13 protein-coding genes are annotated in these 13,434 nt (G+C 63.2%); 4 read left to right on the top strand and 9 right to left on the bottom strand.

Going from position 1 to position 13,434, the window contains the following annotated elements; all coding sequences use genetic code 11:
* Positions 1 to 143: 143 nt before the first annotated feature.
* Entirely contained in the window at positions 144 to 425 is a 282-nt protein-coding gene (locus tag N826_RS40485; protein WP_052832006.1) for a hypothetical protein, read from the top strand.
* Positions 426 to 498: 73 nt separating this feature from the next.
* Here N826_RS40485 and N826_RS40490 read toward each other — a convergent pair whose 3' ends face one another.
* Both N826_RS40490 and N826_RS24895 read right to left on the bottom strand, forming a co-directional pair.
* On the bottom strand, positions 499 to 2,391 hold the full coding sequence (locus tag N826_RS40490) for a PAS domain-containing hybrid sensor histidine kinase/response regulator (protein WP_052832009.1): 1,893 nt from the start codon (positions 2,389 to 2,391) through the stop codon (positions 499 to 501).
* A gap of 117 nt (positions 2,392 to 2,508) precedes the next feature.
* Positions 2,509 to 2,787 (bottom strand): SemiSWEET family sugar transporter, encoded by a 279-nt coding sequence (locus N826_RS24895; protein WP_211099379.1) that lies wholly within the window; start codon positions 2,785 to 2,787, stop codon positions 2,509 to 2,511.
* Positions 2,788 to 3,025: 238 nt separating this feature from the next.
* Between N826_RS24895 and N826_RS24900 the strand changes: the two genes are divergently transcribed.
* The 3 genes from N826_RS24900 to N826_RS24910 all read left to right on the top strand — a co-directional run bounded on the left by N826_RS24900 (position 3,026) and on the right by N826_RS24910 (position 6,074).
* A complete protein-coding gene (locus N826_RS24900) occupies positions 3,026 to 3,502 on the top strand; it encodes an MmcB family DNA repair protein (protein ID WP_044433156.1) in 477 nt (158 codons plus the stop codon).
* A gap of 128 nt (positions 3,503 to 3,630) precedes the next feature.
* Entirely contained in the window at positions 3,631 to 4,575 is a 945-nt protein-coding gene (locus N826_RS24905; RefSeq protein WP_044433306.1) for a glycosyltransferase family 9 protein, read from the top strand.
* A 212-nt stretch (positions 4,576 to 4,787) separates the two neighbouring features.
* Positions 4,788 to 6,074: an EAL domain-containing protein gene (locus tag N826_RS24910; protein WP_244619511.1), complete on the top strand. Its 1,287-nt coding sequence runs from the start codon at positions 4,788 to 4,790 to the stop codon at positions 6,072 to 6,074.
* A 36-nt stretch (positions 6,075 to 6,110) separates the two neighbouring features.
* On the opposite strand, the gene N826_RS24915 is transcribed toward N826_RS24910, so the two are convergent.
* The 7 genes from N826_RS24915 to N826_RS24945 all read right to left on the bottom strand — a co-directional run bounded on the left by N826_RS24915 (position 6,111) and on the right by N826_RS24945 (position 13,416).
* Entirely contained in the window at positions 6,111 to 6,728 is a 618-nt protein-coding gene (locus tag N826_RS24915) for an ATP-dependent Clp protease proteolytic subunit (RefSeq protein WP_044433158.1), read from the bottom strand.
* 138 nt (positions 6,729 to 6,866) lie between these two features.
* Entirely contained in the window at positions 6,867 to 7,337 is a 471-nt protein-coding gene (gene msrB / locus N826_RS24920; protein WP_211099380.1) for a peptide-methionine (R)-S-oxide reductase MsrB, read from the bottom strand.
* Between the two features lie 157 nt (positions 7,338 to 7,494).
* Positions 7,495 to 7,689, bottom strand: coding sequence for a hypothetical protein (locus tag N826_RS24925; protein ID WP_044433160.1), 195 nt, complete (start codon positions 7,687 to 7,689; stop codon positions 7,495 to 7,497).
* Positions 7,690 to 7,833: 144 nt separating this feature from the next.
* Positions 7,834 to 8,574, bottom strand: coding sequence for a hypothetical protein (locus N826_RS24930; protein WP_044433161.1), 741 nt, complete (start codon positions 8,572 to 8,574; stop codon positions 7,834 to 7,836).
* 116 nt (positions 8,575 to 8,690) lie between these two features.
* Positions 8,691 to 9,875 carry a glycosyltransferase family 4 protein gene (locus N826_RS24935; RefSeq protein ID WP_044433163.1) on the bottom strand — a complete coding sequence of 395 codons (1,185 nt, stop codon included), beginning with the start codon at positions 9,873 to 9,875 and terminating at the stop codon, positions 8,691 to 8,693.
* 451 nt (positions 9,876 to 10,326) lie between these two features.
* Positions 10,327 to 11,583: a glycosyltransferase gene (locus N826_RS24940; RefSeq protein ID WP_052832012.1), complete on the bottom strand. Its 1,257-nt coding sequence runs from the start codon at positions 11,581 to 11,583 to the stop codon at positions 10,327 to 10,329.
* A gap of 435 nt (positions 11,584 to 12,018) precedes the next feature.
* The gene (locus N826_RS24945) at positions 12,019 to 13,416 is read right to left on the bottom strand and encodes an NAD(P)H-dependent flavin oxidoreductase (RefSeq protein ID WP_044433166.1); all 1,398 of its coding nucleotides are present in this window, start codon (positions 13,414 to 13,416) and stop codon (positions 12,019 to 12,021) included.
* Positions 13,417 to 13,434: the final 18 nt, after the last annotated feature.

The following is a 13,434-nucleotide window of genomic DNA, read 5'->3' on the forward strand; positions in this document are numbered from 1 at the left end:
ACACGGAACTCCTGTTCGAAGCTCGAGAAACCTGACTTTCAGGGTAATCCATTGGTGGCATGCCCGTTGCAAAACACTATTCGCAGCGGGGGTGGCGCGGCGGAAGCCGGACCCCGGAAACGTCGGATAACAGGAGAACTTCAATGAGCAACGTCAGCGGTTTCCCCAGCAACAACTCCTCGGTCGGCGTCGAACAAAGCGGCAAGGGCGGCGGCGATGCCTTCGGTCACTCCGATAGCACTTCGGGTGCGGTCGGCGGTGCGGCTAGCGCCGGTGGCGCGGCTCCGATGGGCATGGGCGGCGGTTTCGCGATCGGCGGCGGCGCCACCGGCGGCGATGCCACCTCGGGCTCGTCGGCTTTCGGCGCCCTGGGCGGCGACGTCTCCGACAACACCAGCATCGGCACGCTGACGATCAACTCCTGATCACGGTTGAACCGGCGAAAAGGCGCGGCCGCAGCGGTGGCCGCGCCTTTTCGTTTGCCCGGATCGGGTACCGTCAGACGACGCCGTCGCGCAAGCGGTCGCGTCCCAGCAGGGTTGCCACGGCGGCCCGCAAGGCCAATGCGGAAACCGGCTTGTGGAGCAGGGGGTATCCGCTCAAGCGGGCTTCCTTCAGTCGACGCGGATCGGTGTCGCCGGTGATGATCAGGCCGGGCAGATCGACCTGCATCATCTTGGCGATCTGGCGGATCGCGACGATACCGCTGGCGGGACCGGAAAGGCGGAAATCGGCGATGACCAGATCGGGCGCCTGGCTCTGTCCCGTCAGCCCCGCGATCGCCTCGTCGTAGCCAGATGTCGCGATCACGTCGCAGCCCCACTGGTCCAGCAGAAGTTCCAGCGCCTGAAGCACAATGACGTCGTCCTCGATCACGAGGACCCGGGGCAGTCCTTCGCTGTCGGCACGGACCGGGATGGCGGGAACGGCGATCCTCGGTTCAGGTTCGACTTCCATCGGGACGCTGATGGCGAAGACCGATCCCTTGCCTTCGTTCGACCGGACGGTCAGCGAGTGGTTGAGCAGGCGCGACAGCCGGTCGACGATCGACAGGCCCAGGCCGAAGCCGGCCGCGTCCGATGTGCTCGAGGTGTTGCCGCGATAGAATTCCTCGAAGATGATGTCGAGCTGGTCGCCTGGGATGCCGGGACCGGTATCCCAGACCTCGATCCGCAGCTGGTCGCCTTGACGGCGGCAGCCGAGCAGGATCCGCCCCTTGCTGGTGTAGCGGACCGCATTGGACAGCAGGTTGCGGAGGATGCGTTCCAGAAGGTCGCGGTCGCTCCGGATCACGGCGGAGCAAGGCGCCACATGAAGAGTCAGTCCCTTCTGGCGCGCCGGACCGGCGAATTCCAGCGCCATGCGCGTCAGGAGGCCGTTGACCGAGTGGCCGACCGGCTCCACCCGCAGCGTGCCCGCATCGATGCGGGCGATGTCGAGATGAGCGTCGACAAGGTTCTTGATCGTGGCCAGCGCCGTATTCATGGCGCGCAGGATATCGCGGCTGGTCGGGTCCTTGAGCCGGTTCTCCAGCGCTCCGACGAACAGCGACAGCGCCGCGAGCGGCTGGCGAAGGTCATGGTTGGCGACGGCGAAGAAGCGGCTGCGGGCGCGGTTGGCCCTTTCCGCTTCGATGCGCGCCTCGACAAGACTGTCTTCCAGCCTGCAATGCGCGGTGATGTCCTGGACGGCCGTCAGCGCCAGCGGACGGCCGTCCAGCGTGAACCATTCCGACGTCACCAGCACGTCGATCGTGCGTCCGTCGGCCAGGATATGCCGCCACTGGCCGGATTCGCCCGAAGTCAGGCGTTCAGTCATCGAGTCCATCAGCCGCGGTATGTCCTCGGGCGGACGGATATCGCTGATCCTCATGTTCAGAAACCGCTCGCGCGAGTATCCGTAACGCCCCAGGGCCGCGTCGTTGACCGCGACGAAGGTAAGCGTCTGGCGATCGAAGATCCAAAGCGGCAGGGGATTGCGGATGAAGGCGAAGGAGCCGGCGATCGCCTTCAGGGCGCCGTCCGTTATCTGGGCCGGATGCAGGATCATCGACGGCAGCGCGACCGCTGCCGCTGGAACTCGCAGGGGGGATGTCGCCGGGGGTTGCTCGCACAGGCAGATCGCGCCGCCGTCGGCCATGCCGCTGCGGCTGAAGGCAACGGAACAGAGCCGCCCGGCCTCCACTTCGAGACGGACGAAAGGCTGCCCGATCTCCAGCGCACTGCCGGCATCGGCCAGGATCGAGGCCGCGGCATGGTTCCAGGAGAGGATGCGGCCCTGAGGATCGATCGATACGATTCCCGGACCGCGACCGGGCTCGGTTCGCGGCTCAGGTTCAGGGGCGGGCCAACGGCCCTTCGAGTCGATAACTGTAGGGTTCTGATCTGACATGGTCAACCTGTAGGAGACAGGAAGAGCCTAGTCGTTTCCATACGAAACGAAAAGCGGCAAGAGTAGGCAAGAATGGCATTTACGCAGTACGCGGGCGTGCCAAATAATAAACGGGCGTTAGCCATATCGGGTTTTGAAGACCAGAATGGCGGCGGCGATACAGAGCGTTAAAACATTCGCCAGGATTACCGGGAATGCGCCCGGCGTGAACCCGTTGATCACATTGAGGGCGATACCTGTGCAGAAACACGCGAACATCATCAACGACACACCCCTGGCCGGCTTGCCGTGCCGGAACTTGAAGGCCTGAGGCCGAAAGGCGGTGGTGGTAAGCAGTCCGGCAAGCATGCCGACCGTCTCCACAAGATTCGGGAAGGTAATCATCGTCTCGGTCATGCAAGCGGTTTGCGTGGTAACTCCAACGGGTAAGGCCAGCCTAGGCGCAGCGGGCTGCGGATGCCAGCAGTGAATTGAGGTCCGGATGAAAGACTTAACACGTTCATGATATGTACCCATCTAAGTCATAATCGGGTATAGTGGCCTCTTTCAGTCGGCCTCTTCCGCGCGGCTGGGCCAAATCGACCGGACCAATTCAATTGGACCAAATCAACTGGGTGAAATTCGAGGGGCGGGTGTGGAACTCGAGGAATTCAGAACGGCGGGCGTCGCCGGCGTGGCCGATCTGCTGACGCGGGGGGTCCGGCGGGCGCTGGCCGAACGTGGCTATGTCAGCCTGACGGAGTTCCGGCTGGCCTCCGGGCGGCGTGCCGACGTGGCGGCGGTCAACGATGCCGGCGAGATCGTCATCGTGGAGGTGAAAAGCTCGGTCGCGGACTTCCGCGCCGATCAGAAATGGCCGGAGTATCAGGCGTACTGCGATACCTTCTTCTTCGCCGTCGGCCCCGATTTTCCGGCCGATCTCATCCCGCCCGAGTGCGGGCTGATGGTGGCCGACGGGTTCGGCGCCGTGGTGCTGCGCGATGCGCCGGTAACGAGGCTCAACGCCGCGCGGCGCAAGGCCGTGGTCCTGCGCTTGGCCCTTGCGGCCAGCGGACGTCTGCATCGCCTGGAAGACCCGATGCTCGACATGGCGGTCGGCATGGCGGGCTGAGCGGCGCCGCATGTCCTGCAGGATGGTCGCAAGGTAGCGGCCCCGGCAGGAGGAGCCTGGAACGGTGGCGGATGTGCGGCTATGGTGCGCAGCCCGCGGCGGGGCCGCCTTTCCGGACTCGACTTTCCATGACCGAAGAAATCCTGATCATCAAGCTCGGTGCCCTGGGCGACCTCTTCCAGTCCGAAGGCGCCCTTCACGACATCAGGCTGCACCATCCATCCGCCCGGATCACGTTGCTGACGGGACCGGCGTACCGCAAGCTGATGGAGCGTTGTCCGTGGATCGATGTCGTCGAGATCGATCCCCGTGCCCCCCGCTGGCGCCTTGACCGCATGTTCGATCTGCGCCGGCGCCTGACCGCCAAGCCCTACGCCATGGTCTACGATCTCCAGAACGTCTCCCGTACCGCCTTCTACCGGCGCTGGTTTCTGCCGCATACTCCCTGGTCCGGGACGGCGCCGGGGTGCAGCCATCCGCACCGGGCGCCGAACCCGAAGGGCATTCCCAGCCTGGAGCGGCTGGCGGGACAGCTGAAGGACGCCGGGGTGCCGGTCAGGCATACGTCGGCGCCGGACTTGTCTTGGGCTGCCGACGACGTGCGGGAGATCCTGGAGGAAGCCGGAGTCTCGGAACCCTATGTCGTCCTGCTTCCCGGTTCCTCCGCCCGGCTGCCGCAGAAGCGCTGGCCCGGTTATGTGGAACTGGCCGGGCGGCTGGTCGCGCGGGGTGTCAAGGTCATCACCGTCCCCGGTCCGGAGGAACTCGACCTTTGCCGCACCATCCCCGGCACCATGCTGACTGCCGGGCGCTGGCTGAATTTCTTCCAACTGGCGGGAGTTCTGACCGGCGCCCGGCTCGCTGTCGGCAACGACAGCGGACCTACTCACCTGTCGGCCCATCTGGGCCGGCCGACGGTGGCCTTGTTCGGCAGTCACATGGCGGCCCGGCTGACGGGGATCCAACGGCCCAACGTCACTTGCCTGGAGGTTCAGGATCTCAAGGACCTCGGCGTGGACCTCGTGGAGAAGGTCGTGCTCGATGGCCTGGGCGAAACCGCCGCCCTCCGGTGATTCCCTATGGCATCCCGCGTGAACTGTGACATGAAGGGTCAACTCTCGATAGTTTGGTAGAATCCAGTTAAAATCCCCTTCCTTCGTGTTATGGTGAAGCAACGAATGGGTTAGGCATTTCGGTTCGTCGTTTGCCCTGACGGTTGATGGGGGGTCGGTTTGCTCAAAGGGTCTCAGCTGGATTTCATCCTCCCGATAAGGCGAGCCGGGGCATGATGAACCGCGCCAAGGCTGAACCGCCCGTTCGCGATCAGGCGCGGCCGGCTTCGGGCGGAAAACCCCCGGCGGCGGTAAAACCGCCGCATGACGATGCAAAGCTTCTCACGCTCCTGCAATCCGCCAAGCGCGAGTTGAACGGGCTCCGGCTCGTCCATCTGCACCTGTCCCTCCTGAAGGAGAAGAGCTACGGCGACATCGCCGCGATCCGCCGTGCCGTCCAGGAAATATCTGAAAATTCCGCATTTCTTCAGATGTTCAACCTGTCCAACGACGATGTGCTGATCCTTTACAAAGGCATCAAGTTCTCCGCCATCTCGGACGTCTGCCAGATGATCGAACGGCTGATGCTGGCGCGGACGAAGATGATGGGGCTGAACCCCTACCGGGAGGAAAGCCTTTATTCGATCATGGAGTTGTCGCTCAACTTCGTGAACGTCATGCGCTTCATCGAGGGACTCGACACCAGCGGCGGTTCGGATGGCGGCAAGCTGAAGACGAAGCCTTCCGTGAACCTGGAGGAGATGGCGCGGATCGAGGGCCAGATGGCGATCTTCGACCTGTCGCCTTTCATGCTGAACCAGCCGGTCATGGATATCCGCCCGGAAGCTCAGAACCACCGGGAGTATTTCGAGCTTTATATCGCGGTGAAGAGCGTCGAGGACAAGATCAGCCCAGGTTACGACATTACCGCCAACCGATGGTTGTTCAATTACTTCACGTCCAATCTGGACCAGTCGATCCTCAAGACGCTCAACTACGGCATAGATTTCATCCGGGGCCACAAGATCGGACTCAATCTCAACCTCACCACGATCATGTCCTCGGCCTTCGTGAAGTTCGACGAACGGCTCACAGCCGAACTGCGCAGCAACGTCGTGCTTGAGATCAACAAAGTCGATCTGGTCGAAAACGAAACCATTTACAAGGAAGTCGTCGATTTCGCCCGCAACCGGGGCTACTCGATCTGCATAGACGGCCTGACGCCGTTCTGGGTCACGCATATGGACCTGGAATACATGGACTGCGACTATGCCAAGATGTTCTGGTCGCAGGACATGCTGGAGATGGACGCCGACCTGTACCATGCCTTGCTGGAGAAGATCGAAAGCCAATCCAAGTGCAAGCTCATCCTGGCCCGGTGCGGAACCGTATCCGGTCTGATGTTCGCCCATGGTCTGGGCGTGCATCTCGTCCAGGGGCGGGTCATCGACAACATCATCCGCAAAGGGGTCACAGTCGCCGATGCGGTCAACGCCGCCCGGGTGATGGACGGCGACTGACGCCGGCAGCGGTCCGCCCCGGCCGGCGAGCGGCCGTCACGGTACCCCGGTAACGAATTTTCCGCCGCGTTTCGCCAGTTCTTCCCCACTGAGCGCCAGCCCCTTGCGGGAGTCCAGCGCCAGGATGCCGGGTTCCGCCAGATAACGGGCGAATTCCGGCGATGCCTCGGCATAGGTGTTCGCGATTCCTCGTCGGGTGGCGGCTTCGATCAAGGCGACGACCGGTCCCGGCAGCGGCAGCCATCCGACATAGAGCGGAGCATGGAACCTGAAGCGCGACCGGGAGCCCGCCAGCCGCTGGTCGCCCGCCGCGAAGATCAGGGTGCACGACGACATGCACCGCGCCTCGTCCTCGACGCGGGTCACCACAAGTTTACCGCTCCGTTTCAGCTGGTCGTGAATCTGGAGAGCGGCCGATACGTCCCCGCCGGGACTGTCGAGGCGGATGGTCACGGACGGACCGGCGTGAGATTCCAGCTCATCCATGATCCGGTCGGCACTTTTCTGGGTAATGACGCCGGAAAGGCTGATATCGCGGGACGGAGCCGTCGATACGACGGCCCCCACGTCGCCGCGTGGGACGAAAGCTCCGCCGGTGCAGCCGGCCAGTGCCAGGGCGGCAAGGCAACCTATCGGAATGAGGCAAGTGCGCATGGTACGAACCCAGCCAACCGGTCCCGTTCCTGGGACCGCAACGGATGGATTCGTACCGCGTATATACTTTAGTTATAGTTAATTCGCCTCAAGTCCCTTTCGGATCGAGGGAGATCCGGCTCCGGGCGGGGCTCCGCGTCAGCTGGTCGCGGGGCGGAACGTCATCGCCACCCCGTTCATGCAATAGCGCAGGCCCGTGGGCTTCGGTCCATCCTCGAAGACATGGCCCAGATGACCGCCGCAGCGGCTGCAATGCACTTCCGTGCGCGTCATGAAGAACGAGCGGTCCTCAGTCGTGCCGACGGCGCCTTCCAAGGGCTTCCAGAAGCTGGGCCAGCCGGTTCCGCTCTCGAACTTGGTATCGGATGCAAACAGGTCCTGCTCACAGCCGGCACAGACGAAGGTGCCGGAACGTTTTTCGGCGTTGAGCGGACTGGTGCAGGCGCGTTCGGTGCCGTGCTCGCGAAGCACATAGTACTGCTCCGGGGTCAGTTGCTCGCGCCACTCCGCAGCCGGTTTCGATACGGGAAACCGCTCGTCGCTGGCGGCTTCGGCTGCATTGCCGCTCGTCAGCGATCTGAACAGTCCGCCTGCGCCAAGGATGGCCATGGTGCCTCCTAAAAATACTCTGCGTTTCATTGGTACACTCCCGAACCGACGGGCCGGTCCTATCGGTCCATATGGGACGGGGGAGCGTTCCGGAAAAGCAGCCGGGCGTGCTCGAAAGGCGGAAAGCGTGCCGGATCAAGTCATTGTGATCGGGACTTTACGGCAGGTCCGGGGTTTGGGTGCGCTTCCTGACCCGATGGTAGATGAACATGCCGGTCAGCACCAACAAGCCGGCGGCTGCTGCGGCGAACAGGATGATCATCATGATGCTGCCCAGCAATGCGCTCAGCGTGTCCCAGAAGCCGAACATGGCGATCAGGACGACGAGGATCAGAAAAATGACCAGTGGCATGAAGAGCTTCCTGTCGGACGGACCGGATTATACCGTAACAGTCCTGAAACGAGCCCATGGCCGCAAGGTTCCTCGGACTGTGCCGATCATCCTGACAATGCTGCCTTAGGCAGTCATGTCCCGGCGCTGGCGCGGCCGGCTCTCTCAGGCATGCATATCCACTTTGCCGCCTGCAGGCTTGGCCTTGCTGCCGGCGGCAGCGGCCGCCTGAGCGCTCTGCTTCGCCTGCGACTGGATACGATCCACGGCCGCTGAAGTCTGCTGTGTCAGCGACTCGGTCTTGGGAATGGCCTTCATGGAATTCTTCGTCTGCTCGACGGCCGATTTGTAGCTCTGGCTGATGGCCGCCGCCTGCGACACCAGGGCTTCCGTCTTGGCGATCGGTTTCATCGCCTGGCTGCTTTCCTGGATTGCCTGCTTGTATCCCTGGCTGATGGCTCCCGCCTGCGACACCAGGGCTTCCGTCTTGGCGATCGGCTTCATCGCCTGGCTGCTTTCCTGGATCGCCTGCTTGTAGCCCTGGCTGATGGCGCCCGCCTGAGACACCAGTGCTTCCGTCTTGGGGATCGGCTTGGCGGCCTGATTGCTTTCCTGGATTGCCCGCTTGTAGCCCTGGCTGATGGCGCCGGCCTGCGATACCAGCGCCTCGGTCTTGGGGAGAGGCTTGGCGGCCTGGTTGCTTTCCTGGATGGCCTGCTTGTAGCCCTGGCTGATGACAGCGGCCTGACTGTTCAGCTGATCGGTCTTGGGAACGGGCTTGGTGGAGTTGTTGGTCTGGTCGATCATGGCCTGGGATTTCTGCATGTTCTGCTTCATCTGCTGAACCAGATCAGCCAGCTTTGGGCCGGGCCGCATCAAGGATGCATCGATGGGAGAGGAGGACATGACAGGCCCTTCGGGCGACGACGTACGAGAATAGCTAAAAAGCAATCGATTTCAGAATACGACTATCTCGCTCCCGAGTCCAATGGCAAAACGGCATCCGCCGATCGGTCGAGGTATCAGCTGCCCTGAAGTTGGCGGTAAAGCGCGATCGTGCGGTCGACGCAGGACGTCCAGCTGAACCGTTCCGCACGCTCCAGCCCGCTGGCGATGCAGTCGTCGCGCAGGGGGCGGTCGGTGAGGATTCGCTCCAGCCCGGCGGCGAGTGCCGCATCGTCATGGGGATCGACGAGCAGGCCCGCGTCCCCGACTACTTCCAGGATGCTGCCGGTGGCCGATGCCAGGACCGGCGTGCCGCTGGCCATGGCTTCCAGCGGCGGCAGCCCGAAACCTTCATAGAAGGACGGAAAGGCGAAGGCCGCGGCGCCGGCATATAGGCCGGGCAGGTCGGCTTCGGGAATATAGCCCAGGCGCCGGACGCTACCCTCGCGCACCAGCGCGTCGAGCGATTGTTCGAGATGGCTTTCCCGCCATCCCGTAGCACCGCACAGTACCAGCGGATAGGCCGCCCTCAGCCCGGCGGGCAGCCTCATGAAGGCCCTGACCAGGCCATGCAGGTTCTTGCGCGGCTCGATGGTCGCCACCGACAGGACGTAGCGGCCGTGTTCGAGACCATGGCGCGACATGATGCCTTGCGTTTCATCGCGGGCATGCGGCCTGAACCGATCGTCGACGCCGACCGGGATCGTGATCACGGTCGCGGGATCGAAGGCGAAGGTATCCAACACCTCGCGCCGGACGAAATCGCTGAGCGTCACGATCCGCGTCGCTTTGCGCAGGGACTTTTCCAGGTTCCGGTCCAGGTAGCGAACGCGTTCCGCCGGGTGGTGTTCCGGAAAATGCAGGTGCGACAGGTCGTGGCAATTGACGATCGTCGGACCGTCATACGGCTTCAGGATATAGTTCGGCTCATGATAGACGGCTCCGGCAAGCGACTTGGCGCTGCGCCGGAACACCGCGTTGCGGGCGATGCACCGCAGGTCGTATGCATAGGGCAGCGACCGCAGGAAGGGGCGGAAGTTATTGGGCGGAGGCGGTTCGGACGACGCTTCGATCACGCGTCTCGCATCCACCCAATGAAAATGGGAGAAGCAATGCAGGTCGCCGCCCAGGCCGCGGGCAAGCAGGCCTCCGAGTATTTCGGACGTATAGCGCCCGATGCCCGTCACCGGGGGAACGATCGACTCGACGTTCAGGATCAGCTTTATCGGGTTTTCACGCCCGATGACCGGATCGGCATTCATGCTTTGGGCTGAAACCGCGCACGAAGGCTTGTTCCCGTCCCTGAGCGGTCTTGTGTCCGGTGCGCCGATCTGGTCATCCTGGTCGGCAGCGCGACGGATAAGCGGTGGAACGGGGAGGGTCATCGACTTCCTGGCGCCCCGCGTCCACTCGTCGCCCGGACCTTGGCTGCCAAAACCACTGCAAGCGCTGATGTCCGCAATCTCTTCAGCACTTGATGGCAAGGGTCGGGCGTTGGAGCCGTCTGCATGATGGGTGCTCAAAGGAAAGCGCGGGCGTTTCGACAGAGATTGAGTCCGATGGGGACAGAACCGCCGGATGGACCTTGCCAGTGTTTCCGGAGCATCGTCAAGTTGATATTGACTGCGAAAACTCATGGCTGCCAACGCATCTCCGGCGTGCCTTGCCGCAGTGGTAACTCAGCAAAGCAAGCCATGCTTCCATAAAATAGTATCAGATGGCGATCTTCTCCTTTACCGTGTCTTGATAGACCTTCAGCGTTTCGGTCAGGAATGTGCCGAAGCTGAAGGTGGTCTCGGCGCGGAGAAGGCTGCGGGCGCCCATGGCGGCGGCATCGCCGGGGTGGTCGAGCAGAAATGAGAGCGATGCGGCCAGTGCATCGGGATTCCGGGGCGGCACGGTCATGGCTTCGCTGCCGTCTCGCGCGACCCATGGGACCCCGGTCAACAAGCGGGTATTGACCACAGGCTTGCCGCAAGCCATGGCCTCGACCTGCGCGATGCCGAAGGTTTCGCTTTCCTCCACCGACGGCATGGTGAAGACCCGGCAGGCGTGGAGCAGGCATTTCAACTCGCGCCGCTCCAGATATCCGACGAGATGGACGCGGTCGCCCAGTCCTGCGTCGTCGATCTGCCTGCGAAGGGCGCCTTCGAGGGCGCCGGTGCCGACGATGACAAGGGTGCCGTCCACGCTCCGCATCGCATCGACCAGCACGCCGAAGCCCTTGTAAGCGACCAGCCGGCCCGTCGCCAGGATCAGCCGTGGGTGGAGTGCCCGCAACTCGGTGATCCGCCTCTGGTCCGCCGCCTCGAGCTTCTTCCAGTAATCGACGTCGATTCCATAGGGAATGACGACGCATTTATCGGCGAACGGCTTCAGGAAGGGCGACTGCTCGATCATCGCCGGGGTCGATACGACGATCCTGTCGGCTCGTTTCAAGGTTCGCCGGATGAAAGGACCGACAACCGGCAGCAGCCGCCGCTGCGCGATGATTTCCGAATGCCAATGGACGATCAGCGCCGTCCGCTTCGGAAACCACAGGCTGACCGCCAGATCCGCGAGCGGGAATGGGGCATGGTAATCCACCACGTCCACCCGCCGCGCCGTCTGCCAGACAAGGAAAGGAAACGCCGGCGATATCGGCATCGACCACAGGCTTCCGAGAGCGCTGGCCCGATGCACTTCGATTCCCTCGACGATTTCAGAGGAACCGCTACCGCTCACGCGCGATACCAGTACCTCGCTCCGGCACCGGCGCGTCAGGCCGGCGGCCAGAAGCCGCATGATCTCCGGAATGCCGCCGTTGATCTCGGGGATGAAGACCTTGAAGACATGGGCGACGCTGATCGCGGGGAACGGCGATGGATCCTCGGTCCGCGCGGCCGCATCCAGGACGCCGGCATCGACGCTCCGTTCATCGACCGCGCCGGATAGTTCGAGACTGAGCAAGTCGGCATTCACATCGGACATGACCGCGTCACGAACCCCCTGGGACGTTCCCGCACCCGAGCCGGTCAGGGCATCTGAAACGGCATATGCGACGTCGCTGGAATTTTAGGCAAGTTGGACCGGTACGTCAACGGAAGGACTAACTCCGACGAATAAGGGCGTCAGGATGAAGCAGGCTGAAGCCAAAGCCATGCGGTCATCCGCCGCGCAGCACAGCCAGGACGAGCGGCTGATGCCAGAGGCTGAAGACATTGACCTATGAGGCCAGTGTTTGTTGGGCCACGGCCCAACCTACGGGCTCCTGCTTCGTAGGTTGGGCCGTGGCCCAACACTTGCCGACCGCCGGTCGAACACTTCGGCTTCCGGTATAAGTCGGCGAGGGCATGAAAAAAGCCGGTGCCGCCAGTCACGGCGGACACCGGCCTCTTGATCCGGTCACTTGATAAGGGGCAGAGATCAGTCGCCCGATGCGATCCTGTCGACGAGCTGCTTCACGGTCGGGATGAAGCCATCAGCGTAGAAGGGATCGCTGGCGAAGCGGTAGGCGTTGTGTCCCGCGAACATGAGCTGGGTTTCGCAGTCCTCGGAATGGCTGATCGCCTGCAAGGTCTTCTGGATGCAGAAGGAGCGCGGGTCGGCCTTCTTGCCGGTGGTGCCTTCCTCGTTCTGCGCCCAGTTGGAGAACATGCAGGCCGACAGGCACCCCATGCAGTCGATCTGGTCGTGCAGGATCTTATGCGACGACTCGGTCGTCACGAAGATCAGCGTGCTGTCCGGGGTCTTCAGGGCTTCCTTGTACCCGGCCTCGACCCAGCCGAAGGCGCGGTCGCGGTCATGGGCCGTCAGGTAGACCGGCCGACCACGGGGGCCGACGCGGAACTCGGTGTCGTGCTCGCCGACCGGCTTGACCGAATACGCCACCTGCCGCTCGCTCCGGCCCCGAAGGTCCTGGATGAAGGGGTTGTTGACCGCCGAGGAGTAGAAGCCCGTCGGCGAGAACTTGTTCAGGAAGACGTCGCCCTCCTTCAGCGTCAGGAGCTTGCGCTTCCACGCTTCGGAGATCGGGCTTTCCTGGGTCAGCAGCGGGCGGGTGCCGTACTGGAAGGCGATCGGCCCGAGATCGGGGTTGTCGATCCACTCTTCCCACTCGCGCAGGTACCAGACGCCGCCGGCCATCACGATCGGCGTGTCGGTCAGCCCGAAGCTGTTCATCATCTGGCGGAGCGCCAGCACGCGGGGGAACGGATCCTCCGGGCTCTCCGGGTCCTCGCTGTTCGACAGGCCGTTATGGCCGCCGGCCAGCCAGGGGTCCTCGTAGACCACGCCGCCGAGATTGTCCGAGAACTTGTGGTAGGCCCGCTTCCACAGCGCGCGGAAGGCGCGGGCCGACGAGACGATCGGGTAATAGTGGATGCCGTAGCTGACGGCGATCTCCGCCACCTTGTAAGGCATGCCGGCGCCGCAGGTGACGCCGTGGATCAGGCCCTTGGAGCCTTCCAGGATGCCGTGGAGGATGCGCTCCGCGGCCGCCATCTCCCACAGCACGTTCATGTGGATGCGGCCCTGGCCGCCGGAAACTTCATGCGCGATCCGGGCCTGCGTGATGCCGCCGGCGATCGAGTAGCCGATCAGCTCCTCGTGCCGCTCGCGCCGCGTCTTGCCGTGATAGACCTGATCGACGGCATTGCCGTTCTCATCGAAGCTGTCGGCGTTCACGCCGGAAAATGTGCCGACCCCACCGGCCGCTGCCCAGGCGCCGGAACTCTCGCCGTTGGACACGGAGATGCCTTTACCGCCTTCGACCAGCGGCAAGACCTCACGACCCGAGATCAGCAAAGGCTTGAGCGCCTTCAACGAACCCTCCAAAAACTG

Origin of the sequence: Skermanella aerolata KACC 11604 (assembly GCF_000936425.1) — a bacterium.
Lineage (GTDB): Bacteria > Pseudomonadota > Alphaproteobacteria > Azospirillales > Azospirillaceae > Skermanella > Skermanella aerolata.

Bases quoted from the DNA above. Each gene is read 5' to 3' on its own strand.
- N826_RS24905 (WP_044433306.1), top strand. From the start codon at position 3,631: ATGACCGAAGAAATCCTGATCATCAAGCTCGGTGCCCTGGGCGACCTC.
- N826_RS24925 (WP_044433160.1), bottom strand. From the start codon at position 7,689: ATGCCACTGGTCATTTTTCTGATCCTCGTCGTCCTGATCGCCATGTTC.
- N826_RS40485 (WP_052832006.1), top strand. From the start codon at position 144: ATGAGCAACGTCAGCGGTTTCCCCAGCAACAACTCCTCGGTCGGCGTC.
- N826_RS24930 (WP_044433161.1), bottom strand. From the start codon at position 8,574: ATGTCCTCCTCTCCCATCGATGCATCCTTGATGCGGCCCGGCCCAAAG.
- N826_RS24895 (WP_211099379.1), bottom strand. From the start codon at position 2,787: ATGACCGAGACGATGATTACCTTCCCGAATCTTGTGGAGACGGTCGGC.
- N826_RS24935 (WP_044433163.1), bottom strand. From the start codon at position 9,875: ATGAATGCCGATCCGGTCATCGGGCGTGAAAACCCGATAAAGCTGATC.
- N826_RS24915 (WP_044433158.1), bottom strand. From the start codon at position 6,728: ATGCGCACTTGCCTCATTCCGATAGGTTGCCTTGCCGCCCTGGCACTG.
- N826_RS40490 (WP_052832009.1), bottom strand. From the start codon at position 2,391: ATGTCAGATCAGAACCCTACAGTTATCGACTCGAAGGGCCGTTGGCCC.
- msrB (WP_211099380.1), bottom strand. From the start codon at position 7,337: ATGGCCATCCTTGGCGCAGGCGGACTGTTCAGATCGCTGACGAGCGGC.
- N826_RS24940 (WP_052832012.1), bottom strand. From the start codon at position 11,583: ATGTCCGATGTGAATGCCGACTTGCTCAGTCTCGAACTATCCGGCGCG.
- N826_RS24910 (WP_244619511.1), top strand. From the start codon at position 4,788: ATGATGAACCGCGCCAAGGCTGAACCGCCCGTTCGCGATCAGGCGCGG.